Source organism: Burkholderia sp. L-4 (assembly GCF_056856535.1).
The window spans coordinates 2643375-2668840 of record NZ_JBXEOX010000001.1 but is presented as its reverse complement, the minus strand read 5'-3'; the positions used below and the strand labels follow the sequence as shown (position 1 = coordinate 2668840).

Below are 25466 nucleotides of genomic sequence, written 5' to 3'. Positions count from 1 at the left end.
CGCTATCAGGCGGGCGGCGGCAGGTGCCTGGCGCCCCTGGCCGCGGTGATGCGACCCTGTGCGGCGACGAGTGGGTCGTCGGTGGTCGCCACCAGCCACAGACGCGCGTGCTCTTCGATCCGGCGGTTGTGGTCCTTCAACGGGCCCATCGCGGCAGCGGCCTTCCAGACCACCGGGCCGATTCGGCTACTCCTGCCCGACGGCGCGCCCACCAGCAGGCAGTAAGGTCCCAGCGGAAGCGATACGAACGGAAGTGCCGGACTGGCGATCACGCGCCAGTCGATGAAGGGTGTATCGCTGATCAGCAGCGGCGTGGGCAAGCCGTAGAGCACACTGAAGTCGTACAGCGCCAGCTGCTCTCGCATGGCGACGTACGTTCGCCGGATGTCGTCGACGACCGCCGCGCGGATCTCGTCCTCGAACATGGGTTCCTGCGCGTAGCGGGCAAATGCCTGTCGAGCCTCCCATTGATACGCGCTGAACAGGCCGATTTCCACGCAGTCCTGCACCGCACGCTGAACCTCCGCTACGGAACCGGCTTCCCCTGGCGTTCCCAGCTGCGCTGCCCGCAAAAAGCGGGCAAGTCCTTCCTCGTGGATCGCGGGACCCTCCGCGGATGCGTCGTCGTCAGTGTTCTTGCCCAGCGGCACGTAGATATATTGCTCGGCAGCGAAATGCGATTTCTTGCCTGCATCGAACTTGATTTCGCCATCGACGCAGTCGAGATAGCGCGTCCCGATCCGGCCGTGCTCCCAAACCCAATTTTTCAGGAACGGACGGAGTGGATGCGGTCTGTCGTGATCGGCCATCGCAACCTCCAAGTTTCCCCGCATGAGCCATTCCGGCCACTCGCCGCACCCGCCGCGCCGTCGCAGCGGCCCCGCACTACAAGGCGAGCGTGCCCAGCTCCTCGTAAGTACGATGCAGCCAGACCTTGACGCGCTGTCGCTCCAGCAAGCCGAGCCCCGTGGCGGCGCGGTCGGGATGATTGACCGCCGCCCAGAAGCTCGCGCTTTGACGATCGATCTTCTGCATCGTCGTATCGGGCAGGCGGCGCAGCGTAATCACGCTGGCGCCGAGGGCCTCGGCCCGCTCGCGTTCGCCGGACGCCTCCAGAATCTCGAAGCGATCGCCGCGAACTTCATTCAGTACCAGCACCAGCTTGATTCGTCCACCGAATTCGTCGAGCCATTGCCGCAGCAGATCGACCGAATCGCGTCCGGTGTCCATCACGTGCCACCACGTCAACGTGAGGCCGTGTTCTGCGGCAAAATCCAGCACGTCCGAATCGTCGAGCCATCTTGCGAGCGACTGCCGCGTCTGGGCCGCGAGGTCGACCAGTATGCGCCGCTGCGGATCTTCGAGCGCCGATTCCATGACCGGATCGAGGCTGTCGTGCTGGTCGAGCACGGCAGGCGCGGCAAAATCGGCATAGAACCGCAGTAGCGCGCCGTGCGATCGGTCGGTATCGAAGCCCACGAAGGGCACGCTCCGATCGATGAAATACTGGGCCAGCACACGGGCGGCGAGCGATTTGCCGACGCCGCCTTTTTCCCCGCCGATGAAGTGGATGTGACTCATGAATGCGAAATCCCGTGTGATGGAGCAGGTATGGCCGGAACGGATGTTGGCAGGCTTCGATGACGATACTGCGTACAGGTCACGTCGAAAGAGCGTGCAGGTGCGACAGCAGCATGCTGTCTGACCGACGCCGATGTCAAACTGAACAAAATGGCAACCCGTTCTGGCGGCTGCTCGGCGAGCCGATGCTGCATGCGCTGTCGTACGACGCGCGGCTCGTGTGCGTGCTTTCGCATGGCATCGGCATCCGGGACGTGCTCGATGCCTGCCATCGCCAGGGCAGTCTCGATTCGGCGATCCGGAAAGCAAGACCGAACGATTTCGATTCGTCGCGCGAGCATGCGCCGCGGCTGAAGCGCGTGTGCTTCAACGGCAAGACGGCGGGGCGGTTTGCCGACGTGATCGGCCAGGCCGGGTACGAGACGCTCGTGCTGCCTTCGTCGAGCCCGGCGAAGGCAATGCCGTCGTTCGAGCGGGGGCTGGAATTCCGGCGTCGACGGCCGATGCCGGTTCGGCACGATCGTCAATCGTCCTCGCCCCATCGCCACCGGGGCTTCTCGCCTTTGAGCCAGCACACCGCAATCAGCAGCGCGACCCACACCGCGATGCAAACGGCGTATGCAAGCGGCGAGCGTTGCGGCGGCACCCGCCACGCAGTCGCGATGATGCCGGCCGCGAACAGCAGCAGCACGACCCAGCCCTGCCACGCGACCGGCAAACCCCATCCCCAGCCGTAGCGTTTCGCCGGAAACCAGATCTTCCTGTCGTTCGATGTCATGTGTCCTCCTTCGATCGGTGAAGGCAGCCTCGCGTCGACGGCATCCGGGATCGTGCACCGCGCGTCGCGGCCGCCATCACGCACCAATGCTATCCTCTCGTCCGCCAAAACCAGCATCACCCAGCGAGATTCAATCATGACCCGACTGATCAAGCGCGCGTCCGCCGAGGCGCGTGCATTCAAGCAAGGCAAGCCGTCCTCGTACAACGGCTCCGAAAAGCTCCAGCCGCCGCGCGTGAAGCGTCGCCCGGACATCGACGAACACGACGACGTGCCGGTGCTCGAAGCGCCGCGCAAGCTGCGCTTCGCGCCCGTTACGTTCTCCGAAGAAGGCGGCGTGCGCTTCCTGCACTTCGGTACCGAATGGGTGCAGGGCGCGATGCGGATCTCGAAGCCGCTCGCCATCGAGCTCGAATACGCGCAGCAGATGATGGCATGGCTGCTGTTCCTCGAAACGCCCGAGCGGATCGTCCAGCTCGGGCTCGGCACCGGCGCGCTGACCAAGTTCTCGCACCGTTTCCTGCCGGACGCGAAGGTCGAGGCCGTCGAACTGAATCCGGCCGTGATCGTCGCCGCGCGCACGATGTTCGCGCTGCCGCCCGACGACGCGCGCCTCGTCGTGCATGAAGCCGACGCGTGGGACTTCGTCAACGACCCGGCCAACCGCGGCACGACGGGTGCGATCCAGATCGACCTGTACGACGCGACCGCGCGCGGCCCCGTGCTCGACAGCGTCGCGTTCTACCGCGCGGTGCGCGGCTGTCTCGCGGAGGCGGGCATCGCGACGATCAACCTGTTCGGCGATCATCCGAGCTTCGTGCGCAACATGAAGCACCTGAACGCGGCGTTCGATCATCGCGTGATCGCGCTGCCCGAAGTGCACGACGGCAACCGGATCGCGATCGCGTTCTCGGGTCCGGCGCTCGACGTGCCGTTCGCGCAGCTCGACGCCCGCGCGAAGCTGATCGAGGACACGCTGAAGCTGCCCGCGCGCAAGTGGGTGAAAGCTTTGAAAGAAACGACCGGCGCACGCGACACCTCGTTCGCGATCTGACGCTTCACGCACCGGCGGCAGCCCGGTGCAACCATGCGACAAGGGGCGGATCACCTCGGGTTCGCCCCTGCTTGACCGCGTGCTCGCGGCTCCTATACTGGCGCGAAGCCAGGGGAGCCGCAGCCTACCCGTTTCGCCGCTCCTCCCGGCGCCGTACCCGCTCAACAAGATCGATATCCGGGAAAGAAGAGGAGACGTCATGGCTCACGATGCCGACGCCAACCGGGCCGCGAAGCGCTGGCTCTGGCTGCTGGTACTGCCGCTGATTGCGATGGTCTGGGTACCGTCGTACAGCAAGATCGAACCGCAGATGTTCGGTTTTCCGTTTTTCTACTGGTATCAGCTGCTTTGGGTCTTCATCAGCGCGGTGATCACCGCGTTCGTGTACTTCAAGACCAAGAACGCGTGGAAGGCGGGCGGCCCGCAGGGAGGTGCGCGATGAATCTCGGCGCAACCTTCGTCTTCGTCCTGCTGTTCATCGGCGTCACGATCATCGGTTTCCTGGCCGCGAACTGGCGGCGCGGCGATCTCGCCCATCTCGACGAATGGGGCCTCGGCGGACGCCGCTTCGGCACGATCGTCACGTGGTTCCTGCTCGGCGGCGACCTCTACACGGCCTACACGTTCGTCGCGGTGCCCGCGCTCGTGTTCGGCGCCGGCGCGATGGGCTTCTTCGCGCTGCCTTATACGATCCTGATCTATCCGTTCGCGTTCGTCGTGTTCCCGAAGCTGTGGAGCATCGCGAAGCGGCACGGCTACGTGACGTCCGCCGACTTCGTCAACGCGCGCTACGGCAGCCGGATGCTCGCGCTGGCGATCGCGGTGACGGGCATCGTCGCGACGATGCCGTACATCGCGCTGCAGCTCGTCGGCATCGAAGTGGTGATCGGCGCGCTCGGCTTCGACACGACCGGCTTCGTCGGCGACCTGCCGCTGATCATCGCGTTCGCGATCCTCGCCGCGTACACGTATACGTCGGGGCTGCGCGCGCCGGCCATGATCGCGATCGTGAAGGACATCCTGATCTACATCACGATCGCGGCGGCGGTCGTCGTGATCCCGGCGAAACTCGGCGGCTTCGGGCACATCTTCGCGAGCGTGCCGCCGGCGAAGCTGCTGCTGAAGGCGCCCGATGCGGCGAGCCTGAACGGCTACAGCGCGTACGCGACGCTCGCGATCGGCTCGGCGCTCGCGTTGTTCCTGTACCCGCACTCGGTCACGGCGATCCTGTCGTCGTCGTCGGGCAACTCGATTCGCCGCAACATGGCGATGCTGCCCGCGTACTCGTTCGTGCTCGGCCTGCTCGCGCTGCTCGGCTACATGGCGCTCGCGTCGGGTGTGAAGGACATGCCGCAGTACGCGCCGTACTTCAAGGCGTTCGGTCCGAACTTCGCGGTGCCCGCGCTGTTCCTCGAGTACTTCCCGTCGTGGTTCGTCGGCGTCGCGTTCGCGGCGATCGGCATCGGTGCGCTGGTGCCGGCGGCGATCATGTCGATCGCGGCCGCGAACCTGTACACGCGCAACATCCACCGCGAGTTCGTGAACCGCAACATGACGCACGAGCAGGAGACGCACGTCGCGAAGCTCGTGTCGCTGATCGTGAAGGTCGGCGCGGTCGCGTTCATCCTCGGGCTGCCGCTGACCTACGCGATCCAGCTGCAGCTGCTCGGCGGGATCTGGATCATCCAGACGCTGCCTGCGATCGTGCTCGGCCTGTACACGCGCGTGCTCGACCATCGCGGTTTGCTGGCCGGCTGGGCGGCAGGCATCGTGTGCGGCACGTGGATGGCGATTTCGCTGAAGCTGGCCGGCTCGATCTTCACGATCCACCTGTTCGGCCTCGCGATTCCCGGCTACGCGGCCGTCTGGTCGCTGATCGTGAACCTGGTGGTGGCGGTGGCGGTGAGCGTGCTGGTGCGCGTGATGGGCATGGCGCACGCGGAAGACCGCACGCGGCCGGAGGACTATCTCGACGTCGTCGAGGGCTGACGGCGGCGGCATGCGCGGCGGTGTGCCGCGCATGCGTCGCGCGGCAACGAAAACGCCCGCCACCGCAACGTGGCGGGCGTTCCTTTTGCATCAGCCCTGCGCGTGTTTCGCGAGTGCCTCGCGTTGCGACAGGTCCTCGACGTTGACCATCCAGTGCACGCCGAAACGATCCTTCGCCATCCCGAAGCCGAGCGCCCAGAACGTCTTGCCGAACGGCATCGTCACTTCGCCGCCGTCGGCGAGCGCATTGAACAGCTTCTGCCCTTCGTCGACCGTCGCCGGGTTCAGCGACAGCGAATAACCGGCGTGCGCGGCGCCGGCCGGCTGGCTGCAGTCGCCGTCCGAGCACATGATCATCGAGTCGCCGATCGTGAAGCTCGCGTGCATCACCTTGTCGGCCATCTCCGGCGACATCGGGTGGTCGGGGTTCGGCGGCCCATCCTTGAAGTGCATCTTGAACATGGTCTTCGCACCGAGCGCCTTTTCGTAGAACTGAAGGGCTTCGTCGGCGCGACCGTAGAACGTCAGGTACGGTTGGACTTGCATCGTTGTCTCCTGTAATGGGCCGTGCCAGCGCGTCGGCGCGGGTTCGGCGTCGTGCAAGATTGACTGGGGAAGGGCGCATCGGGAGGCGGCCGCCGCACCCGTGACGTGGATTGTAGTGCGCGCGCTTGACGATGGAATGAAAAATAAAAACGGCCGCGAACATCCCGTTCGCGGCCGTGTGCGGTGTGCTTGCCGACGGCTGTTGCCCGTGTTGCTGACAGCCGCTGACGCGCGTGGCGGGTCAGCGCAGCGCGTCGATCAGCTTCTCGAGCTTCACCGCGTCGGCGGCGAATACGCGGATGCCTTCCGCGAGCTTCTCGGTCGCCATCGCTTCGTCGTTCAGCTGGAAGCGGAACGACGCCTCGTCGATCGCGACGCGCTCGGACGGCTTGTCCTGCAGCGATTCCGGCGACAGCTTGCGCGCGACCGTCTCGTTGCTGTCCTGCAGCTTCTGCAGCAAATCGGGACTGATGGTCAGCAGGTCGCAGCCGGCGAGTTCGGTGATCTGGCTCGTGGTGCGGAAGCTCGCGCCCATCACTTCGGTCTTGTAGCCGAACGTCTTGTAGTACGTGTAGATGCGGCGCACCGACTGCACGCCCGGATCGTTCGCGCCGCCGTCCTTCTCTTCGTTCCATTCCGCGCCGGCCTGTTTCTTGTACCAGTCGTAGATGCGGCCGACGAACGGCGAGATCAGTTGCGCGCCGGCTTCCGCGCACGCGGCGGCCTGCACGAGCGAGAAAAGCAGGGTCATGTTGCACTTGATCCCGTCCTTCTGCAGCACCTCGGCCGCGCGGATGCCTTCCCACGTCGATGCGAGCTTGATCAGGATGCGGTCGCGGCCGATGCCGGCTGCTTCGTAAAGCTTGATGAGCTCGCGGCCCTTGTCGATCGAGCGTTGCGTGTCGAACGACAGGCGCGCGTCGACTTCGGTCGACACACGGCCCGGGATCAGCTTCAGGATCTCGGTGCCGAAGGCGATCAGCAGGCGGTCGATGATGAAATCGGTGCTTTCGTTGCGGTGATCGCGGACGGTTTTCTCGAGGATCGGCTTGTACGCATCCTTCTGGACGGCCTTCAGGATCAGCGACGGGTTCGTGGTCGCGTCCTGCGGCTTGTATTGCGCAAGCTGCTGGAAGTCGCCCGTGTCGGCGACGACGGTCGTGTACTGCTTCAGCTGGTCGAGTGCGGTAGTCATGGCGATTCGGAAGAAGGGCGCGGGGCGCCGGGTTCTCACGGGCCGCGCGAGCGCGGCGGCGAAGCGAAGCGGCGCGCGGCGCCGCTTCCGGATCCATCATTTTAGGCCCGATTCGTGTCGAGCACGTTTTGGCGTGCCCGAGGCACGCCGCGACAGGCCGCGAGCCGCGTCACGCGGGGCGCCGCGCGTTCAGGATCACCTGCGTGACGATCCCCGCGACGAGCCCCCAGAACGCCGAGCCGATCGACAGCAGCGTGAGGCCCGACGCGGTGACCATGAACGTGACGAGCGCGGCCTCGCGCTGCTTCACGTCCTGCATCGCGTTCGCGAGCCCGCTCATGATCGAGCCGAACAGCGCGAGCGCGGCGACCGATACCACGAGCGCCTTCGGCAGCGCCGCGAACAGCGCGGCGATCGTCGCGCCGAAGATGCCGGCGACCAGGTAGAACATGCCGCACCACACGGCGGCCGTGTAGCGCTTCGCGTGATCCTCGTGCGCTTCGGGGCCCGTACAGATCGCGGCCGTGATCGCCGCGAGGTTCACGCCGTGCGAGCCGAACGGCGCGAGCAGCAGCGACGCGAGGCCGGTCGTCGCGATCAGCGGCGACGACGGTGTCGGGTAGCCGTCCGCGCGCAGCACCGCGATGCCCGGCACGTTCTGCGACGCCATCGCGACGACGAACAGCGGAATGCCGATGCTGACGATCGACGCGATCGAGAGCGCGGGCATCGTGAACACCGGTTGCGCGAGCGCGATGTGGAAGCGGCTGAAGTCGAGCAGGCCGAGGCCGCCGGCCACCGCCGTGCCGACGATCAGCGTGGTCACGATCGCATAACGCGGCGCGAGCCGCTTGACGATCAGGTAGGTGAAGAACATCGCGAGCACGAGCGCGGTCTGGAACTGCGCGGCGCGAAAGATCTCGATGCCGATCTCGAACAGGATGCCCGCGAGCAGCGCGGCGGCGATGCCGGCCGGAATCCGGCGCATCAGCGTGTCGAACAGGCCGCTCATGCCGACGGCCGTCAGCAGCAGCGCGCACACGACGAACGCGCCGATCGCCTCGGCGTAGGGCACGCCGGGCAGCGACGCGATCAGCAGCGCGGCGCCGGGCGTCGACCACGCGACGACGACGGGCGCGCGAAACCGCAACGACAGGCCGATCGTCGTCAGCGCCATGCCGATCGACAGCGCCCAGATCCACGACGAGATCTGCGCGTCCGTGAGGTGGGCGGCGCGGCCGGCCTGGAACATCAGCACGAGCGAACTCGTGTAGCCGGTCATCATCGCGACGAAGCCGGCGACGAGCGCCGACACGGACGTATCGGCGAAAAAGCGGCGGCCGCCGGCGCGGCTGACGCTCGCGGTGGGCGAGGGATTCATGCTATCTCCGGGGGAGGCCGCTCGGACGCGGCCCTTGTTTGGTGCGAGTGGGGTGGCGTTACTTGCTGAGTGCGCGCATCGCGGTTTCGAGGCCCGCGAGCGTGAGCGGATACATGCGATGGCCGAGCAGGTCGCGGATCACCGCGACCGACTGCCGGTACTCCCATAGCCGCTCGGGCTCGGGGTTCAGCCATGCATGATGGGGGAACTGGTCGGCCAGCCGGCGCAGCCATACGGCGCCGGCTTCCGGGTTGTTGTATTCGACCGAGCCGCCGGGCTGCAGCACTTCGTACGGGCTCATCGTCGCGTCGCCGACGAAGATCAGCTTGTAGTCGGGCGTGAACTTGTGCAGCACGTCCCACGTCGCGGTGCGCTCCGAGTGGCGGCGGCGGTTGTTCTTCCACAGGTGGTCGTACACGCAGTTGTGGAAGTAGAAGAATTCGAGATGCTTGAATTCGGCCTTCGCGGCCGAGAACAGCTCTTCGGTGCGCTTGATGTGGTCGTCCATCGAGCCGCCGACGTCGAGCAGCATCAGCACCTTCACGTTGTTGTGGCGCTCGGGCACCATCCGCAGGTCGAGCCAGCCCGCGTTCGCGGCCGTGCTGCGGATCGTGCCGGGCAGGTCGAGCTCTTCCGCCGCGCCTTCGCGCGCGAAGCGGCGCAGCCGCCGCAGCGCGACCTTGATGTTGCGCGTGCCGATCTCGACCGAATCGTCGTAGTCGCGATAGGCGCGTGCCTCCCACACCTTCACCGCGGTGCGGTTGCCGTTCGACGGGCCGCCGATGCGCACGCCTTCGGGGTTGTAGCCGCCGTGCCCGAACGGCGACGTGCCGCCCGTGCCGATCCACTTGTTGCCGCCTTCGTGGCGTTCCTTCTGCTCGTCGAGCAGCGCCTTCAGCCGCTCCATCAGCTTGTCGAGCCCGCCCATCGCCTCGATCTGCGCCTTTTCCTCCGGCGACAGCTCGCGCTCGAGGCGCTTCTCGAGCCAGTCGAGCGGAATGTCGAACGCCTCGGACGGCAGCGCGGACACGCCGTGGAAATACGCGCCGAACGCCTGGTCGAACTTGTCGAAATACTGCTCGTCCTTGACGAGCGTCATCCGCGCGAGGAAGTAGAACGCGTCGATCGACGGCGAGATCAGCCCGGCCTTCAGCGATTCGAGCAGCGTCAGGTATTCCTTCACCGAGACGGGCAGCTTGGCTGCGCGCAGCGCGTAGAAGAAATTGAGCAGCATGGCCGGGCCTTCGCGGGTGAGTGGATTACCGGTTGTGCCGGTTCATGTAGACGAGCCGTTCGAGCAGGCTCAGATCCTGCTCGTTCTTCAGCAGCGCGCCCGCGAGCGGCGGCACGATCTGCTTCGCGTCCGTGCCGCGCAGCGCGTCGGCCGGGATGTTCTCGGCGAGCAGCAGCTTGAGCCAGTCGAGCAGCTCGGACGTCGACGGCTTCTTCTTCAGGCCCGACACGCCGCGCAATTCGAAGAAACTCTCGAGCGCCGCGCGCAGCAGCTCCTCGCGGATGTCGGGAAAGTGCACCGCGACGATCTTCTGCATCGTCGACGGGTCGGGAAACTGGATGTAGTGGAAGAAGCAGCGGCGCAGGAACGCGTCGGGCAGCTCCTTCTCGTTGTTCGACGTGATGATCACGAGCGGGCGGTGCTTCGCGCGCACCGTCTCGCGCGTCTCGTACACGTGGAATTCCATCCGGTCGAGCTCGCGCAGCAGGTCGTTCGGGAATTCGATGTCGGCCTTGTCGATCTCGTCGATCAGCAGCACGCTCGGATGCTCGGCGTCGAACGCCTGCCACAGCACGCCCTTCACGATGTAGTTCGAGATGTCCTTCACGCGCTCGTCGCCGAGCTGCGAATCGCGCAGCCGCGACACCGCGTCGTATTCGTACAGGCCCTGCTGCGCCTTGGTGGTCGACTTGATGTGCCACTGCAGCAGCGGCATGTCGAGCGCGGCGGCCACTTCCTCTGCGAGCATGGTCTTGCCGGTGCCGGGCTCGCCCTTGATCAGCAGCGGGCGTTGCAGCGTCAGCGCGGCATTGACCGCGAGCTTCAGATCGTCGGTGGCGACGTAGTGCGAGGACCCTTCGAAACGCATGGCGGCGCTCTTCTTCATCGGGAAAAAAACCCAGTATAAGTCAGAAGGGCTGTCCGGTTGGGCCGCGCCCGCGTATCGTTGCGGGGCTGTGGCGGGGCGAACGGGGGCGCCGTATGGACGCGTTCCCTGCCGACGCGGTACAATCTGGCCGTTTTTTTTGGCCTGCGTGGCGACCGACAAGCAAAACGGCGCGGGCCGTTGCCGCTTCGGCGCCAGTTTCCCCTCAAGCTAGGTTACAAGAGCTATGAACAAATTCGTCGGCAAACACGTCGTTGTCGCAGCGCTCGTGGCGCTCGCGGGCAGCGCGCAGGCGGCCGGTGTGGTCGGCAACCCGAAGGACGGGGCGAGCAAGGCCGCCATGTGTATCGGTTGCCACGGCATCCAGGACTACCGCGCGGCGTATCCGGAGGTCTACCGGGTGCCTGTCCTGGGCGGCCAGAACCAGCAATACCTCGAGAACGCGCTGAAGGCCTACCGCAAGAAGGATCGTCACTTCCCGTCGATGAATGCGATCGCCGGTTCGCTGACGGACCAGGACATCGCGGATCTGGCGGCCTACTACGCCGCCCAGAAGGCCGACACGAAGGACAATCCCTACAAGTAAAGCGCGCGCCGCCGATCTTCCCGGCGGGACAGGAGCATTCATGAACAACGCATTCAAGACGGCGGCGGTTGCACTGGCGGCCGGCCTCGCGATCGGTACCGCGCACGCAGCGGACATCTCGAAGGGCAAGGAACTGGTCGAGTCGCACAACTGCGCGGCCTGCCACGGCGCGCAGCTGAACAAGCCGATCAACGCCGAATATCCGCGCCTGGCCGGCCAGCACGCCGACTACCTCGTGTGGTCGATGCGCCAGTACCAGATGGGGCTGACGAACCCGCTGCTCGGCCGCAACAACGCGATCATGCAGGCCCAGGTGCAGAACCTGTCGGTCAGCGACATGAAGGACATCGCGGCCTACATCGAGTCGCTGAAGGAAACCGACCTCGTGTTCAAGAAGTAAGCGTGCCGGGCCTCGGCGGCCCGCGCAGCAAGCATGCCCCGCCTCGGCGGGGTATTTTTTTGCCCGCGATCGGGCCGGCCCCGGCGCTCAGTCGCGGGACGCGCGGCGCAGGATGCGCTGCAGGTACGCGTCGGTATCGGGCGGCGTGTTCGTGCGCTGCGCTTCCCAGATCGTCTCGCCGAGGCATTCCATGATCGCGTGTTGCGCGTCGTGGGTCGAGTCGAGCTTCGCGGCCAGCTTGTCGTGCGCGGCGCGGATGCCGGGCGGCTGGTCGATCGACAGCTGCTCGCTGATCGCGAGGTGCATCGACAGGTGCAGGAACGGGTTCGTCCGGCCTTCCTCGGGCGTGTAGTTGCGCGCGGCCGCGCCGTCGGCGTCGGCGAGTTCGTCGTGGTATTCGGGATGCTCGACGATCCAGTCGGCGGCCATCGCTTCCAGCGGCGTCAGGATCTCGCCCGCGCGCTGCTTGCGCCAGGTCTCGGTGAAAAAGCGACGCACGTCGTCGCGACTTGGATTGAACATGGTGGGGAAACGTCGTGATTCGGGCGGCCTCATGCCGCGTCGGGCATTGTACGCCGGGTCGGCGGACGGCGCTGGCGGCGCGGCGGTGCCGCCAGCACCGGTCGCGGCTGCCCCGCGCGGCGCGGCGGGCAAGCGCGGGCTAGGCGGGCGGCCGCCGCGCCGCTACACTCCGACGGTTCCTGCCCCGGCGCCTCGCTCGCCCGTTTCATCATGACCGCCACCGCCCGCCCGTCGTCCGCCGCCCTGCAGGGCGCGCTTTATGTCGCGCTGTCCGCGGCCGCGTTCGGCGCGATGGCGATTTTCGGCCGCTACGCGTATGCGGCCGGTGTCGACGTGCTCGGGCTGCTGATCGTGCGCTTCGCGATCGGCGGCGCGGTGCTGGCCGCGATCGCGCGACATCGTCGCGTCGCCTGGCCGCGCGGACGCGCGCTCGTGCCGCTCGTCGCGATGGGCGCGCTCGGCTACGTCGGGCAGTCGTTCTGCTATTTCAGCGCGCTGCAGCACGCGCAGGCGAGCCTCGTCGCGCTGCTGCTGTACCTGTATCCGGCGTTCGTCACGCTGCTGGCCGCGTGGTGGCTGGGCGAGCGCCTGACGCGCGCGAAGGCCGTCGCGCTCGTGCTGTGCGTCGCGGGTTCCGCGCTGATGGTCGGCGGCGGGCATGGCGAGCCGCTCGGGATCGCGCTCGCGCTGGCGGCCGCGGTGATCTATTCGCTGTACATCGTCGGCGGCACGAAGGCGACGCGCGGCGTCGATCCGCTCGCGACGACGGCGATCATCTGCCTGTCGGCGACCGCCACGCTCGTGGTGATCGCCGTCGTGCGGACCGCCGCGTTCGGCGCGCCACCGCGCTGGCCCGCGACGAGCGGCGGCTGGGCGGCGATGCTCGCGATCGCGCTGGTGTCGACGGTCGCGGCCATGCTCGCGTTCTTCTCCGGGCTCGAACGGCTCGGGGCCGCGCGGACGTCGATGCTGTCGACGCTCGAGCCGGTCGTGACGGTCGCGCTCGCGGCGCTGCTGTTCGGGGAAGCGTTGTCGCCGCTGCAGTGGGCGGGCGGCGTCGCGATTCTGGCGGCGGTGCTGGCGCTCGTGCGCGCAGGCGGCGCGGCCGCCGACGATGCGACCGCGACGTCGAACGCGTAGTCGGGGGGGGGGGCGCGACGCGGGCGCCGCGTCGGCGCCTGCGGTGCCGGCCCGCATCGCGTGTCGCCGGCGGGCCTGACGCTTACTCGTTGGGCGGCGGCGTCTTCGGCCGGAATTCGCACAACGGCTCGATCGCGCAGTGCCAGCATTCGGGCTTGCGGGCCTTGCACACATAGCGCCCGTGCAGGATCAGCCAGTGATGCGCGTCCTGCAGGAATTCCTTCGGCGTGAACTTCTCGAGTGCGGTCTCGACGGCCCGCACGTCCTTGCCCGGCGCGAGCCCCGTGCGGTTCGCGACGCGGAAGATATGCGTGTCGACCGCGATGGTCGGCTGGCCGAACGCGGTGTTCAGCACGACGTTCGCGGTCTTGCGGCCGACGCCCGGCAAGCCTTCGAGCGCTTCGCGATCGGCCGGCACCTCGCCGTCGTAGCGCTCGAGCAGGATCCGGCTCGTCGCGACCACGTTCTTCGCCTTGGTCCGGTACAGGCCGATCGTCTTGATGTACTCGGTGACGCCTTCCTCGCCAAGCGCGACGATTTGTCGCGGGGTGTTCGCGACCGGGAACATCTTCCGCATCGCCTTGTTGACCGATACGTCGGTCGCCTGCGCGGACAGCATCACGGCGATCAGCAACTCGAACGGCGTCGAGTATTCGAGTTCGGTGGTGGGATGCGGATTGAGGCTCTGCAGCGTTTCGTAGATCGCGCGTCGTTTGCTGGCGTTCATGGGGCGTTCTGGTCGGGCGGCGCGGATGGGCTGCCTGGGTCGTCGTTGCCTGCGTCGTTCGGTTGATCGTTGCCGCTTGCCGCCGCGGCGTCGGCGTCGCGCCGCGCCTGCTGTTCGGCGAGCCGTTTGCGGCGCGCCTCGGCCGCGTCGATCTGGGCCTGGACGGCTGCGCTCACGCCTTCGGTGTTCTTCGGCCCGGCGCCTTGCCCGGACAGTTCTTCCTTCTTCTTGCGCGCGCGTTCGAGCGCGGCGGCGATGATCGCGCGTTTCTTCGCTTCGGCGTCGTCGGCGGCCGGGGCGTCCGGCGGGGCCGCCGGGTGGGGGCCCGCGGCCGGCTTCGCGACACTGGCCGCGCGGCGGGCGGCGGCGCGGGCCTCGGCGGCTTCGCGTTCGCGGCGCTGGCGTGCGAGCCGCAGGTCGTGGCGTTCGCGCGCGGCGTCGGCCTGCTCCTGCGACCACGCATCCCAGCCGGTGCGCTCGCCCGTCACGGGCAGCATCGCGATGCAGTCGACCGGGCACGGCGGCACGCACAGATCGCAACCGGTGCACTGCGCTTCGATGATCGTGTGCATCTGCTTCGGCGCGCCGACGATCGCGTCGACCGGGCACGCCTGCATGCACAGCGTGCAACCGATGCACAGGCTTTCGTCGATGAAGGCGACCGCGCGCGGATGTTCGCTGCCATTGACGGGATTCAGCGGAATCACCGGCTTGCCGAGCAGGCCCGCGAGGCGCGCGATGCCTTCGGCGCCGCCGGGCGGGCACTGGTTGTAGTTTGCGTCGCCGGCGGCGATCGCCTCGGCGTACGGACGGCAGCCGTTATAGCCGCACTTCGTGCATTGCGTCTGGGGCAGCAGATCTTCGATGCGATCCGCGAGGGTTTTGGAATCGGTCACGGTGACAACGGGCGCAGCAGCGCCGAATGGCTCTCGGCCGTGCGGGGCGCGGCCGGAAAGGTTTGCCAAAGCTCGATTATCGCCGATTTCCCGCATTGCGCTGGACGCCGTCTGTGCGCATAATCGAACCGCTTTTTTGCAGGGGCTCAGCAGGAGGGCGGCCGCACGCGGCGCGCCCGTTCCAGGGCGGCCGGCGCCGAGGCGGTGGGGGTGCCGGTCCGGATCAAGCGGCTCACATAGCAAAACGCCACCATGAATCAGCCAAAAATCAAAAGAGATCCTGAAGGTACGCGCCGCCGCATCTTGATGGCGGCCGCCGAAGAGTTCGCGAGTGGAGGGCTGTTCGGCGCACGCGTCGACCAGATTGCGCGCCGGGCCGAAACCAACGAGCGCATGCTCTATTACTACTTCGGCAGCAAGGAACAACTGTTCACGGCCGTGCTCGAACACGCGTTCTCCGCGCTGACCGAGGCCGAGCGCGTGCTCGATCTCGACGGCGTCGCGCCGGTCGAAGCCGTCACGCGGCTCGCGCATTTCGTTTGGGACTACTACCGCGACCATCCGGAGCTGCTCAGGCTCATCAACAACGAGAACCTGCACGAAGCGCGCTACCTGCACAAGTCGACGCGGATCCGCGAGATGATGTCGCCGATCGTCGCGAAGCTCGGCAACGTGCTGATGCGCGGCCAGAAGGCCGGGCTGTTCCGCGGCGACGTCGATCCGCTGCGCTTCTACGTGACGCTGTCGGGGCTCGGCTACTACATCGTGTCGAACCGCTTCACGCTCGCCGCGACGCTCGGTCGCGACTTCACCGATACCGACGAGCGCGCGGAGATGGTCCGGATGAACACCGAGGTGCTGCTCGCGTACCTGCTGCGGCGCTGACGCGCCGGCGAGCGGGCGCCGCATGTAAAAACGCCGCCGTGCGCAGGCAACGGCGGCGTTTTTGCGTCGGAACGCAGCGCGTCAGGCTGCCTTGCGCGTGCGGACGGTTTTTGCGCGCGGGGTTTCGGCGGCCCGCTTCGCGGCCGGTGCGGCCTTGGCGGGGGCGGCGGCCTTGGCCGGCGCCTTGGCGCGCGTGCGCTTCGCGACCGTGGCGCGTGTCGCCTCGGTCGGTGCGTTGGCGGCCGGCACGGCCGCGAGCGTCGTGGCCGCCGGCGCGTCCGGATGATCCTTCGTCGTGCCGTGTTTCGGCTCCGGCGCATGCTCGCGGATGAAGTCGCGCAGTTGCGGGTAGATGATCGTGCGCCAGCGGCGGCCGGAGAAGATCCCGTAGTGGCCGCATTTCTCGGCGGTCAGGGTGCGGCGATCGTCTTGCGGGATGCCCGTGCACAGCTCGTGCGCGACGTGCGTCTGGCCGCTGCCCGAGATGTCGTCGAGTTCGCCCTCGATCGTCATCAGCGCGGTGTGCTTGATGTCCTGCGGCCGCACGCGTTCGCCTTCGACGTCCCACGTGCCTTCCGCGAGCCGGAATTCCTGGAACACGACGCGGATCGTCTCGAGGTAATACTCGGCGGCCATGTCGAGCACCGCGTTGTACTCGTCGTAGAAGCGGCGGTGCGCCTCGGCGTCGTCCTCGTCACCGCGCAGCAGGCTCTGGTAGAAATCCCAATGCGATTGCGCGTGCCGTTCCGGGTTCATCGCGACGAAGCCCGTATGCTGCAGGAAGCCCGGATACACCTGGCGGCCTTCGCCCGGATAGTTCGCGGGCACCGTGTGGATCACGTTGTTCTCGAACCACGCGGTCGAGTGCTGCGTGGCGAGCGAGTTCACCGACGTCGGGCTGCGGCGCGCGTCGATCGGGCCGCCCATCATCGTCATCGTGAGCGGCGTATCCTCGCCGCGGCTCGCCATCAGCGAGATCGCCGCGAGCACCGGCACCGTCGGCTGGCACACCGAGATCACGTGCAGGTTGCGCGCGCCGATGTGACGGATGAAATCCTGGATGTACGCAATGTAGTCGTGCAGGTGGAACGGACCCGTCTCGACCGGCACCATCCGCGCGTCGATCCAGTCGGTGATGTAGACCTTGTGGTCCTGCAGCAGCGTGCGCACCGTGTCGCGCAGCAGCGTCGAGTGGTGGCCCGACAGCGGCGCGCAGACCAGCACGACCGGCTCGTCCTTCAGTTGCGTGACGGCGTCGGCGTCGTCCGAATAGCGCTTGAAGCGCAGCAGCCGGCAGAACGGCTTCTCGACGATCGTCTGCTCGACGATCGGGATGTTGTGGCCGTCCTTGACGATCTGATGAATGTTGAATTCGGGCTTCTCGTAATCCTTGCCGAGCCGGTACATCAGTTCGTACGCGGCGGCCATGCGCGGCGCGCCGGGCATCAGCGAGAACGGGCTGGACGGGTTGGCGAACGATTTGGACGCGGCCTGGGCCCAGGCCGTCAGCGGGCTCAGCATGGCGCGCTGGAATTCGTGCAATTGGTAAAGCATGCAGACTACTCCCGCGTGGGGGACGGAGCGCAAGGGCGGCGTGGGGCGTCGCGGCGTGCCGTGTGGGTCAGCGGCCGGCCATATTGCAGTGCGGCCGGACAATCGCGTCGATCATATCGGACAACGATGGGTGGTGCAATGCAACATTTCCCCGATTTTTCATCAAAATTTTGCGATTTGACGATCTCTGACCAAGCCGCCCGTGCCGCCGCCCGACACCCCGCCAACGTCCGTCAACGCCCGGTCGCCACGGCCGGCGCGGGCTGGCCGGCGGCCCGCGCCATCGCGTCCTCGTGGTGCATCAGGTTCATCGCGGTATGCACGAGCGCCACGTGCGAGAACGCCTGCGGGAAGTTGCCGACGAGCCGCCCGGCGACCGGGTCGTACTCCTCCGCGAGCAGCCCGAGGTCGTTCGACAGCGCGAGCAGCCGGCTGAACAGCCGGTGCGCGTCGTCGATCCGGCCGAGCAGCGCGTAGTTGTCGACCAGCCAGAAGCTGCACGCGAGAAACGTGCCTTCGCCGGGCGGCAGGCCGTCGTCGTACTCGGTCGTCCGGTAGCGCATCACGAGCCCGTCGTGCAGCAGTTCGCGCTCGATCGCCTCGACCGTGCCGACGATGCGCGGGTCTTCCGGCGGCAGGAAGCCGAGCAGCGGCATCAGCAGCACGCTCGCGTCGAGCTCGTCGCTGCCGTAGCTCTGCGCGAACGCCTGTTTGCCCGCGTGCCAGGCGTTGGCGCAGACGTCGGCATGGATCCGCTCGCGCAGCGCGCGCCAGCGGTCGAGCGAGCCGGGCAGCCGGAACATTTCCGCAGACTTGATCGCGCGGTCGAACGCGACCCATGCCATCACCTTCGAGAACGTGAAATGCAGGCGGCCGCCGCGCGTTTCCCAAATCCCTTCGTCGGGTTCCTGCCAGATCTTCTCGAGATGGTCGAGCAGCGCGCACTGCACGGACCAGACCGTGTCGTCGGCCTGCAGGCCGCCCACGCGCGCGAGGTGCAGCGCGGCCATCACCTCGCCGAACACGTCGAGCTGGAGCTGGTTCGCGGCGCCGTTGCCGACGCGGACCGGCTTCGAATCCTGGTAGCCGGGCAGCCAGTCGAGCTCCATTTCCGGCAGCCGGCGCTCGCCGGCGATCCCGTACATGATCTGGATCTGCTCGGGCGAGCCGGCCATCACGCGGCCGAGCCACGTGCGCCACGCGCGCGCCTCGTCGTAGTAGCCGCCGCGCATCAGCGCGAGCAGCGTGATCGTCGCGTCGCGCAGCCAGCAGTAGCGGTAGTCCCAGTTGCGGTTGCCGCCGATCTTCTCGGGCAGCGACGTGGTCGGCGCCGCGACGATGCCGCCGGTCGGCTCGTACGCGAGCGCCTTCAGCGTGATCAGCGAGCGGCGCACGGCCGCCGCGTAGCGGCCCTGCACCTGGCAGCGGCCCGACCATTCGAGCCAGTAGTTCTCGGTTCGTGCGAGCATCGACAGCGGATCGCGCGCGGGCGGCAGCCGCATGTGCGAGGCCGCGTAGCTGAGCGAGAACGGCACGCGCTGGTCGGCGCCGACCGTGAATTCCGCGAGCGTATGGAGATTCTTGCCGGTGAGCGGCACCGGCGTGCGCAGCACGACGGTGTCGGGGCCCGCGATCGCCTTCATGCCGTCCTCGCGAGTCAGTTGCGTGACCCACGGGATCGAGAAACCGTAGTCGAAGCGCAACACGAGCTCCATGCGCATCTTCATCGTGCCGTGACGGCCGACGACGATCCGCACGAGTTCGGACCAGCCGTTGCCGGGCGGCATGAAGTCGATCACGGTGACGGCGCCGTCGGCGCTTTCGTAATCCGTTTCGAGAATCAGCGTGTCGCCGCGATAGCGGCGCGTGGTGTGCGTGACTGCGGCGTCGGCGGCAGGCGCAAGCAGCCAGCGGCCGTGCTCGGGGGTGCCGAGAAGTGCCGCGAAGCAGGCGCCCGAATCGAAGCGGGGCCAGCACAGCCAGTCGACGGAGCCGTCTTTCGAGATCAGCGCGGCCGTGTGGCCGTCGCCGACGAGGGCGTAGTCTTCGATCAGGGCAGGCATGGGCAGGCGGTCCTTGGGTATCGAGTTCACAATGCGGACGGCGGCGGCCGGGCTTCACGCCCGGGCGTCGCGCCCCGTATACTCGGCCGGGCGGCGGAGCGCATGAACGGCCGGCGTTTCGTCCTATCTCAACACTTGAAGCGACTCGATGCAAGGAGGATTCAATGCCCAACCGTTTACGCGAGCGTGACGCACACGCTTCGACACGAGGGTTCCCGCTTAGGCTCGCTCACTGGATGAAAGGTTTCGCGATCGTGCTTTCCCTGTCCGCGACCCATGCATTTGCGCAGCAATCGCCCGCACCGGCCGACGGCGTCTACAACCTGCTGGTCGGCACCTATACGGGCGGCGGCAGCGACGGGATCTATGTTTACCGCTTCGATACTAAAAATGGCAGCGTCGCGCCCGTATCGTCGGCGAAGACCGTGAATCCGTCGTATCTGTTGCCGAGCCGCGACGGTCGCACCGTCTACGCGGTCAACGAACTGCCCGGCGACGACGGGCCGGCGTCGCAGCGCGGCGGCGTCAGCGCGTTCCGCTTCGACGCGAAGACGGGCGCGCTGAGCTTCATCGACCGCGTGTCGTCGGAAGGGAACGATCCTTGCTATCTCGCGCTGTCGCCGGACGGCAAGTATCTCGTGACGGCCAACTACTCGGTCGCGAAGGATCCGGGCGGCAGCTTCGCGGTGTTTCCGCTGCGCGACGACGGTGCGCTCGGCGAGGCCGTGCTGGCCGTGCACCACGAAGGCACCGGGCCCGTGAAGGGCCGTCAGGACGGCGCGCACGTGCATTCGACGGTGTTTTCGCCGGACGGCCGCTACCTGTTCGTGCAGGATCTCGGCGCGGACAAGATCTACGGCTACCGCTACACGGTGGACGGCAGCCGCGGGCTGATCAGCCCGACCGACACGCGCTACACGCCGGTGAAGGCCGGCTCGGGCCCGCGTCACATGGTGTTCGGCGCCGACGGCCGGTTCGCGTACGTGACGAGCGAGCTCAACGCGTCGGTCGAGGTGCTCGGTTATCACGACGGCAAGCTGACGCCGGTCCAGACGGTGTCGATGACGGCGCCGGGCTTCAAGGGCAAGGTCGGCGGCGGCGCGATCCACCTGTCGCCGGACGGCCGCTTCCTGTACGCGAGCAACCGCGGCGACGCGAACGACCTCGTGATCTACGCGGTGAACCAGGCCGACGGCCGGCTCAAGCAGGTCGGCCGCCAGTCGAGCCTCGGCAAGACGCCGCGCGAGTTCCTGATCGATCCGACCGGCAAGTGGCTGATCGTCGGCAACCAGGACAGCGACACGTTCTACGTGTTCAGCCGCGATGTCGAAACGGGGCAGCTCGGCGCGAATCCGCAGAAGGTCGCGGTCGGCAAGCCGGTCGATTTCAAACTGGTGCCGGTGCAGTCGATGTAAATGCGGTAAATGAAACGGGCGCTGCCGATGCAGCGCCCGTTTTTTTCGGTGCGCCCGGTTTCCCGGTGCGCCCGTATCGGTCGACGGCGGCCGTTCGGCCGCCGCGCTCAGTCGGCCGCGGCCGGCACCAGCACCTCGCGGCTGCCGTTGATGCCCATCGCCGACACGAGCCCGGCCGCTTCCATCTGCTCGACGAGGCGTGCCGCGCGGTTGTAGCCGATGCGCAGCTGCCGCTGCACCGACGAGATCGACGCGCGCCGCGTGCGCACGACGAACGCGACGGCTTCGTCGTACAGCGGATCGGCTTCCGCGTCCGGCGCTTCGCCGAACAGGTCCTGCGTCGCGCCGTCGGCGGCCGGGCCGTCGAGGATGCCTTCCTCGTACTGCGGCTCGCCGAACTGCTTCAGATACTCGACGATCCGGTGCACTTCCTCGTCGGCGACGAACGCGCCGTGCACGCGCTGCGGATAACCGGTGCCCGGCGGCAGGAACAGCATGTCGCCCATCCCGAGCAGCGACTCCGCGCCCATCTGGTCGAGGATCGTGCGCGAGTCGATCTTCGACGACACCTGGAACGCGACGCGCGTCGGGATGTTCGCCTTGATCAGGCCCGTGATCACATCGACGGACGGACGCTGCGTCGCGAGGATCAGGTGGATGCCGGCCGCGCGCGCCTTCTGCGCGAGGCGCGCGATCAGCTCCTCGATCTTCTTGCCGGCGACCATCATCAGGTCGGCCAGCTCGTCGATGACGACGACGATCAGCGGCAGCTTCGACAGCGGCTCGGGATCCTCGGGCGTCAGCGAGAACGGGTTGCCGATCTTCTTTTCCTTCGCTTCCGCATCGCGGATCTTCTGGTTGAAACCCGCGAGGTTGCGCACGCCGACAGCCGACATCAGCCGGTAGCGCTTCTCCATTTCGCCGACGCACCAGTTCAGCGCGTTCGCCGCGAGCTTCATGTCGGTGACGACCGGCGCGAGCAGGTGCGGGATGCCTTCGTAGACGGACAGCTCCAGCATCTTCGGGTCGATCATGATGAGCCGTACGTCTTCCGGCGTCGCCTTGTACAGCAGCGACAGGATCATCGCGTTGATCGCGACCGACTTGCCCGAACCCGTCGTGCCGGCGACGAGCATGTGCGGCGCCTTCGCGAGATCCGTGACGACCGGGCGGCCCGTGATGTCCTTGCCCATCGCGATCGTCAGTTGCGATTGCGAATGCTGATACTCGCGCGACGCGAGGATTTCCGACAGGCGGATCATCTGGCGCTTCGCGTTCGGCAGCTCGAGGCCCATGCAGGTCTTGCCGGGAATCGTCTCGACGACGCGGATCGACGTGAGGCCGAGGCCGCGCGACAGATCCTTCATCAGCCCGACGATCTGGCTGCCGCGCACGCCGAGCGCCGGCTCGATCTCGAAGCGCGTGATCACGGGGCCGGCCGAGGCGCCGACCACCGTCACCGGCACCTTGAATTCCTGCAGCCGCTGTTCGATCACCTGGGCCGTTTGCGCGAGGTGTTCCTCGGTGATCGTTTCGACGTCGTCGGATGCGGGCTCGAGCAGGTCGAGCGTCGGCAGTTCGACGCTGAACGACGCGGGTGCGTGGAATTCGAACGCGTTCGGGCGCGGCTGGCGCACGGGGGCGTCGGGGGCTGCGGTGTCGGTTGCGGCCGGCTCGGCCGTCACGGCGGCGGTTGCGCCGGTCGGCGGGGCAACCGGGAGCGCCGGCGCAGCAACGATCGCTGCCGGCACTGACAGGCTTGCGCCCGGGAGCGGGGCGGCCGGTTGCGGCGCCGCGGACACGTCGTTCGACACGGACCAGCTTGCCGGCGACGCGGCGGGGGCGGGCGCCGTCGTGAACGTCGTGGCGGCGGCCGGCGTGGCAGCGACCGACGGAGTCGGCGACGCGGCCGCTGCACCGATGGAGGCGAGCGATCCGACCGCAGCGGAAGCGGCCGGCGGCACGGGAAGGCGGGTTGCCGGTTGCGCGGCGGTTGCGCCGAACGAGCCGGATCCGTCGATTGCCGTGCCGCTCGACGAGGTTGCCGTGCCGGTCTGGTGCGCCGGTGTCGGCACGGACGCTTGTGCCGCAAGCGGGGCGGACGTGAAACTCGCGGGCGCCGGTGCCGCGGGCGCTTGCGCGGCCCAATCCGGCGCGCCGGTCGTCGACGGTGCCGCGGCGGGCGTGGCGGTTGTCTCGGGCATCGATGCGCGGCCGAACGCACCGTAGCTCATGTCCGGGACACCGATCGGCGCTGCCGGCGCAACGGAGGCGCCGGTCGATGCCGATACCGCCGGTTGCGACGGCGAAACCGATGCCGTGCCGGTCATGCCGGCCGTCGATGGTGTCGCGGCGGGTATGGCGGCGACGGGCGCAACACCCGAAGCGGAGGCAGGTACCGGTGCGGTCGAACCGAGGGCCGTGCCGACGAACGGCGACGCAGCCGCGGCAGAAGCGGTCGGTGCCGCGGCAAACGGTTGAATCGTCGGCGATTCAGGCAATTCCGCGGAAGCCGCCGCGGGTGTCGTTGCGGGTTGCACCGGCGGCGCCCAATGCGTGACGGGCGTGCCGCCTTCGGCGATGGCCGACAGCGATGCACTACGTTCCGCCCCTGCCGGTTGGGCGGCCTCCGGAACGAGGTTCGATGCAGGGCGTGCCGACGTTGCCGCAATCGGCGTCGTTCCGGTCATGGCGCGTGCCGATGTCGCGGCGATCGACGAAGAGGGGAGCGCCGCGAACGGCGCGATGCCACCGGCGGGCTTCAGGTCGTCATGTGCGTCATCGACACCCGGTGGCAGGTAAGCCGATGCAGGGCGTTCGATCGCCGGGGCGGCGGTATCGAAGAATGCTGCCGGATTGCGTGCGGGGGCTTCGTCGACCGCTGCTTCGTCAGCTTGTTGCGCGAAGGCGGCGTGGGCCGGCTCCGGTTGCGTTGCGTCTGCCGGTGATTCAGCGATCGGATGCGCGGGCGATGCTTCGAACGCGGAAACCGACGGGCGGCCGAGGTCCTCCCACGGCGCGAGATTGACCGGGGCGTCGAACGACGGCGCCGGCGGGATCCCATGTGCAGGTGCAGGTGCAGGTGCAGGTGCGTGTGCGGCGGGCGCAGCGTTGACGTGACGGATGTCATCGTCGGTTTGATGCGACGACACGGCATCGTCGCTGCCGGCGCCCGTGTCAGCATTCGGCAGCGCGTGCGGTGCGGCGCCGTCGAGCGCCGGGGTGGCCCAATCGGCAATCGTCGCGGGGATGCCGGGCTCCGCCGGCATGAACGCATCCAGCACGATCGGCGGGCTGTCGTCGCGTGCGGGCGCGGCATCGTGCTGGACCGGAGCACCAGTGTCACGGGCCGCGATACCGTGCGTTGCCTCGGCGAATGCGTTCGACACGGCCGCCGCTGCCGGCGCGGCGACGCTGCCTGCTGTCGCCGCCATTCCAGCCGCGGCTGCGGCGGCCGTCGCGGCGTGCGTCGCATCGGTCGACTGTGCGCCGCCGAGCGTGGCCCATTGCGCGGTGCTGGCTTCGATCGAACGCAGCGTGTCGTGAACGCTCGGCGCCGGCGTGATCGGCGTGGCAGGTTTTTCAGTCCAGGCATAGAGCGGCGCGCGCGCCGGCGTCGGCGGCACCGGACGGCGTCGCGTCGTGTCCGGCGACACGCCGGCTGCGGCCGTTCCCGCGACCGGGCGTGCCGGCGGACGCTGCGGTGGCGCGGCGGCCGGGCGCGGCGTGACCGTCGCACGCGGTGGCGTCTGTTTCAGCGCGGCGGTGGCCGGTCGCACGGCAGTCGGCCGCGGCCGGACGGGTTCGAATCCGACAGGAAGCGGGGCCGGATCGGGGCGCGGCACTTGCGAGTTGGCTGCCGCGCGCGCGAGGCTCGCGGTGCTGCCGGTCGTCGGCGGCGGCATCGCGCTGGCCGGAATCGGCGCGGCGGGCGCCACCGGCGTGCGCTGCGGCACGGTCGGCTTCAGCCAGCCCGACGGCGCGACGGGTTCCGTGTGCGGCCGCGGCGGCGTCTTGCCGCGTGGCTTCGGCCGCGCCTGCGGATCGGGTTTCCACAGCGTCGGGCGTGAATACCGGCCGTTCTGGCGCGGCGCCATCGAGTTGACGGTATGCGCGGTGGTTGGCTGCACGAGGTCGTCGTCGCGATGCAGCGCGCTGCGCGGCAGGTCGGCGATCCCGCGCGCGTCGTCGTCGCCGCCGTCGCGCGACAGCTTGACGCCGAACGACGTGTCGACCCACGCGGCGAACTGCCGCCAGCCGATGCCGGTCAGCCAGGGCAACCCGGCGAAGAACAGGACGACCATCGCGACCGGCGTGCCGATCGGACCGAGTACGTGCGCGAAGCCCGCCGAGAACGCATGGCCGAGCGCGTTCGTGTCGGGTCCCGACAGCGGGCTCGTCAGCGTGCAGCTCGCGACGAATACCGCGACGAAGCCGAGCCATAGGCGGATCGAGCCGCGGCCGGCGAGCCCGCCGCCGCCGGGCAGCATCGCCTGCACGAGACGCCAGAAGAGAAGAAGGAACCAGACGGCGGAGATGCCGAACCAGCCGAAGACTACCGTGTGCATGCTTTGAAACAGGAGTAGGGAGGGGCGCGCGAGGCGCGACCCGCCGAGTTTAACCGGCCGGCGAAC

22 protein-coding genes and 1 pseudogene are annotated in these 25466 nt (G+C 67.9%); 9 read left to right on the top strand and 14 right to left on the bottom strand.

What is annotated here, in order from left to right:
• Positions 1 to 5 precede the first annotated feature (5 nt).
• Both AC1VVG_RS12390 and AC1VVG_RS12385 read right to left on the bottom strand, forming a co-directional pair.
• Positions 6 to 809 (bottom strand): hypothetical protein, encoded by an 804-nt coding sequence (locus AC1VVG_RS12390; protein ID WP_482835686.1) that lies wholly within the window; start codon positions 807 to 809, stop codon positions 6 to 8.
• Between the two features lie 76 nt (positions 810 to 885).
• Positions 886 to 1581, bottom strand: a complete 696-nt coding sequence (locus AC1VVG_RS12385) for a P-loop NTPase family protein (RefSeq protein WP_049031027.1) — start codon at positions 1579 to 1581, stop codon at positions 886 to 888.
• A gap of 155 nt (positions 1582 to 1736) precedes the next feature.
• Here AC1VVG_RS12385 and AC1VVG_RS12380 point away from each other — a divergent pair.
• Positions 1737 to 2063, top strand: a pseudogene (locus tag AC1VVG_RS12380) (DNA-deoxyinosine glycosylase); the annotation flags it as partial.
• A gap of 41 nt (positions 2064 to 2104) precedes the next feature.
• Here AC1VVG_RS12380 and AC1VVG_RS12375 read toward each other — a convergent pair.
• Positions 2105 to 2359, bottom strand: a complete 255-nt coding sequence (locus AC1VVG_RS12375) for a hypothetical protein (RefSeq protein WP_082744701.1) — start codon at positions 2357 to 2359, stop codon at positions 2105 to 2107.
• Positions 2360 to 2495: 136 nt separating this feature from the next.
• Between AC1VVG_RS12375 and AC1VVG_RS12370 the strand changes: the two genes are divergently transcribed.
• The 3 genes from AC1VVG_RS12370 (at position 2496) to mctP (ending at position 5402) form a co-directional block, all read left to right on the top strand.
• A complete protein-coding gene (locus AC1VVG_RS12370; protein ID WP_482835685.1) occupies positions 2496 to 3413 on the top strand; it encodes a class I SAM-dependent methyltransferase in 918 nt (305 codons plus the stop codon).
• Between the two features lie 199 nt (positions 3414 to 3612).
• Positions 3613 to 3855 carry a DUF3311 domain-containing protein gene (locus AC1VVG_RS12365; protein WP_034190729.1) on the top strand — a complete coding sequence of 81 codons (243 nt, stop codon included), beginning with the start codon at positions 3613 to 3615 and terminating at the stop codon, positions 3853 to 3855.
• Positions 3852 to 5402: a monocarboxylate uptake permease MctP gene (gene mctP / locus AC1VVG_RS12360; protein WP_034190730.1), complete on the top strand. Its 1551-nt coding sequence runs from the start codon at positions 3852 to 3854 to the stop codon at positions 5400 to 5402. Before AC1VVG_RS12365 ends, mctP begins: the two co-directional genes overlap by 4 nt.
• 90 nt (positions 5403 to 5492) lie before the next feature.
• Here mctP and AC1VVG_RS12355 read toward each other — a convergent pair whose 3' ends face one another.
• The 5 genes from AC1VVG_RS12355 to AC1VVG_RS12335 form a co-directional block, all read right to left on the bottom strand.
• A complete protein-coding gene (locus AC1VVG_RS12355) occupies positions 5493 to 5948 on the bottom strand; it encodes a VOC family protein (RefSeq protein ID WP_034190731.1) in 456 nt (151 codons plus the stop codon).
• A gap of 241 nt (positions 5949 to 6189) precedes the next feature.
• Complete coding sequence (gene tal, locus AC1VVG_RS12350) at positions 6190 to 7143, bottom strand: transaldolase (protein WP_049031029.1); 954 nt, start codon at positions 7141 to 7143, stop codon at positions 6190 to 6192.
• Positions 7144 to 7312: 169 nt separating this feature from the next.
• A complete protein-coding gene (locus AC1VVG_RS12345; RefSeq protein ID WP_482835684.1) occupies positions 7313 to 8524 on the bottom strand; it encodes a benzoate/H(+) symporter BenE family transporter in 1212 nt (403 codons plus the stop codon).
• A 58-nt stretch (positions 8525 to 8582) separates the two neighbouring features.
• The gene (locus tag AC1VVG_RS12340) at positions 8583 to 9758 is read right to left on the bottom strand and encodes a vWA domain-containing protein (protein ID WP_034190734.1); all 1176 of its coding nucleotides are present in this window, start codon (positions 9756 to 9758) and stop codon (positions 8583 to 8585) included.
• 25 nt (positions 9759 to 9783) lie between these two features.
• Positions 9784 to 10626, bottom strand: coding sequence for an AAA family ATPase (locus AC1VVG_RS12335; protein WP_482835683.1), 843 nt, complete (start codon positions 10624 to 10626; stop codon positions 9784 to 9786).
• A gap of 244 nt (positions 10627 to 10870) precedes the next feature.
• On the opposite strand from AC1VVG_RS12335, the gene AC1VVG_RS12330 reads away from it, so the two are divergent.
• Complete coding sequence (locus tag AC1VVG_RS12330) at positions 10871 to 11230, top strand: c-type cytochrome (protein WP_011885616.1); 360 nt, start codon at positions 10871 to 10873, stop codon at positions 11228 to 11230.
• Positions 11231 to 11270: 40 nt separating this feature from the next.
• Positions 11271 to 11630: a c-type cytochrome gene (locus AC1VVG_RS12325; protein ID WP_034190735.1), complete on the top strand. Its 360-nt coding sequence runs from the start codon at positions 11271 to 11273 to the stop codon at positions 11628 to 11630.
• 87 nt (positions 11631 to 11717) lie between these two features.
• Here the strand turns inward: AC1VVG_RS12325 and AC1VVG_RS12320 are convergent, their stop codons facing one another.
• The gene (locus tag AC1VVG_RS12320; RefSeq protein WP_376698792.1) at positions 11718 to 12185 is read right to left on the bottom strand and encodes a DUF1841 family protein; all 468 of its coding nucleotides are present in this window, start codon (positions 12183 to 12185) and stop codon (positions 11718 to 11720) included.
• A gap of 177 nt (positions 12186 to 12362) precedes the next feature.
• Here AC1VVG_RS12320 and AC1VVG_RS12315 point away from each other — a divergent pair, with 177 nt between their 5' ends.
• Positions 12363 to 13292, top strand: a complete 930-nt coding sequence (locus tag AC1VVG_RS12315) for a DMT family transporter (protein WP_034190737.1) — start codon at positions 12363 to 12365, stop codon at positions 13290 to 13292.
• An 82-nt stretch (positions 13293 to 13374) separates the two neighbouring features.
• Here the strand turns inward: AC1VVG_RS12315 and nth are convergent, their stop codons facing one another.
• Together nth and rsxB are read right to left on the bottom strand one after the other, a co-directional pair.
• Entirely contained in the window at positions 13375 to 14019 is a 645-nt protein-coding gene (gene nth / locus AC1VVG_RS12310) for an endonuclease III (protein WP_034190738.1), read from the bottom strand.
• Entirely contained in the window at positions 14016 to 15011 is a 996-nt protein-coding gene (rsxB, locus tag AC1VVG_RS12305; protein WP_124609476.1) for an electron transport complex subunit RsxB, read from the bottom strand. Before rsxB ends, nth begins: the two co-directional genes overlap by 4 nt.
• 156 nt (positions 15012 to 15167) lie before the next feature.
• Between rsxB and AC1VVG_RS12300 the strand changes: the two genes are divergently transcribed.
• On the top strand, positions 15168 to 15800 hold the full coding sequence (locus AC1VVG_RS12300; protein WP_049031880.1) for a TetR/AcrR family transcriptional regulator: 633 nt from the start codon (positions 15168 to 15170) through the stop codon (positions 15798 to 15800).
• An 81-nt stretch (positions 15801 to 15881) separates the two neighbouring features.
• Here AC1VVG_RS12300 and AC1VVG_RS12295 read toward each other — a convergent pair whose 3' ends face one another.
• Positions 15882 to 17354 (bottom strand): polyhydroxyalkanoate depolymerase, encoded by a 1473-nt coding sequence (locus tag AC1VVG_RS12295; RefSeq protein WP_034190741.1) that lies wholly within the window; start codon positions 17352 to 17354, stop codon positions 15882 to 15884.
• 233 nt (positions 17355 to 17587) lie between these two features.
• Entirely contained in the window at positions 17588 to 19417 is a 1830-nt protein-coding gene (locus tag AC1VVG_RS12290) for a glycoside hydrolase family 15 protein (protein WP_034190742.1), read from the bottom strand.
• Positions 19418 to 19581: 164 nt separating this feature from the next.
• Here AC1VVG_RS12290 and AC1VVG_RS12285 point away from each other — a divergent pair, with 164 nt between their 5' ends.
• Complete coding sequence (locus AC1VVG_RS12285) at positions 19582 to 20832, top strand: lactonase family protein (RefSeq protein ID WP_124609477.1); 1251 nt, start codon at positions 19582 to 19584, stop codon at positions 20830 to 20832.
• Positions 20833 to 20939: 107 nt separating this feature from the next.
• On the opposite strand, the gene AC1VVG_RS12280 is transcribed toward AC1VVG_RS12285, so the two are convergent.
• Positions 20940 to 25400 (bottom strand): DNA translocase FtsK, encoded by a 4461-nt coding sequence (locus AC1VVG_RS12280; RefSeq protein ID WP_482835682.1) that lies wholly within the window; start codon positions 25398 to 25400, stop codon positions 20940 to 20942.
• Between the last annotated feature and the right edge of the window lie 66 nt (positions 25401 to 25466).

Bases quoted from the DNA above. Each gene is read 5' to 3' on its own strand.
- AC1VVG_RS12390 (WP_482835686.1), bottom strand. From the start codon at position 809: ATGGCCGATCACGACAGACCGCATCCACTCCGTCCGTTCCTGAAAAAT.
- AC1VVG_RS12385 (WP_049031027.1), bottom strand. From the start codon at position 1,581: ATGAGTCACATCCACTTCATCGGCGGGGAAAAAGGCGGCGTCGGCAAA.
- AC1VVG_RS12375 (WP_082744701.1), bottom strand. From the start codon at position 2,359: ATGACATCGAACGACAGGAAGATCTGGTTTCCGGCGAAACGCTACGGC.
- AC1VVG_RS12370 (WP_482835685.1), top strand. From the start codon at position 2,496: ATGACCCGACTGATCAAGCGCGCGTCCGCCGAGGCGCGTGCATTCAAG.
- AC1VVG_RS12365 (WP_034190729.1), top strand. From the start codon at position 3,613: ATGGCTCACGATGCCGACGCCAACCGGGCCGCGAAGCGCTGGCTCTGG.
- mctP (WP_034190730.1), top strand. From the start codon at position 3,852: ATGAATCTCGGCGCAACCTTCGTCTTCGTCCTGCTGTTCATCGGCGTC.
- AC1VVG_RS12355 (WP_034190731.1), bottom strand. From the start codon at position 5,948: ATGCAAGTCCAACCGTACCTGACGTTCTACGGTCGCGCCGACGAAGCC.
- tal (WP_049031029.1), bottom strand. From the start codon at position 7,143: ATGACTACCGCACTCGACCAGCTGAAGCAGTACACGACCGTCGTCGCC.
- AC1VVG_RS12345 (WP_482835684.1), bottom strand. From the start codon at position 8,524: ATGAATCCCTCGCCCACCGCGAGCGTCAGCCGCGCCGGCGGCCGCCGC.
- AC1VVG_RS12340 (WP_034190734.1), bottom strand. From the start codon at position 9,758: ATGCTGCTCAATTTCTTCTACGCGCTGCGCGCAGCCAAGCTGCCCGTC.
- AC1VVG_RS12335 (WP_482835683.1), bottom strand. From the start codon at position 10,626: ATGCGTTTCGAAGGGTCCTCGCACTACGTCGCCACCGACGATCTGAAG.
- AC1VVG_RS12330 (WP_011885616.1), top strand. From the start codon at position 10,871: ATGAACAAATTCGTCGGCAAACACGTCGTTGTCGCAGCGCTCGTGGCG.
- AC1VVG_RS12325 (WP_034190735.1), top strand. From the start codon at position 11,271: ATGAACAACGCATTCAAGACGGCGGCGGTTGCACTGGCGGCCGGCCTC.
- AC1VVG_RS12320 (WP_376698792.1), bottom strand. From the start codon at position 12,185: ATGAGGCCGCCCGAATCACGACGTTTCCCCACCATGTTCAATCCAAGT.
- AC1VVG_RS12315 (WP_034190737.1), top strand. From the start codon at position 12,363: ATGACCGCCACCGCCCGCCCGTCGTCCGCCGCCCTGCAGGGCGCGCTT.
- nth (WP_034190738.1), bottom strand. From the start codon at position 14,019: ATGAACGCCAGCAAACGACGCGCGATCTACGAAACGCTGCAGAGCCTC.
- rsxB (WP_124609476.1), bottom strand. From the start codon at position 15,011: ATGCGGGAAATCGGCGATAATCGAGCTTTGGCAAACCTTTCCGGCCGC.
- AC1VVG_RS12300 (WP_049031880.1), top strand. From the start codon at position 15,168: ATGAATCAGCCAAAAATCAAAAGAGATCCTGAAGGTACGCGCCGCCGC.
- AC1VVG_RS12295 (WP_034190741.1), bottom strand. From the start codon at position 17,354: ATGCTTTACCAATTGCACGAATTCCAGCGCGCCATGCTGAGCCCGCTG.
- AC1VVG_RS12290 (WP_034190742.1), bottom strand. From the start codon at position 19,417: ATGCCTGCCCTGATCGAAGACTACGCCCTCGTCGGCGACGGCCACACG.
- AC1VVG_RS12285 (WP_124609477.1), top strand. From the start codon at position 19,582: ATGCCCAACCGTTTACGCGAGCGTGACGCACACGCTTCGACACGAGGG.
- AC1VVG_RS12280 (WP_482835682.1), bottom strand. From the start codon at position 25,400: ATGCACACGGTAGTCTTCGGCTGGTTCGGCATCTCCGCCGTCTGGTTC.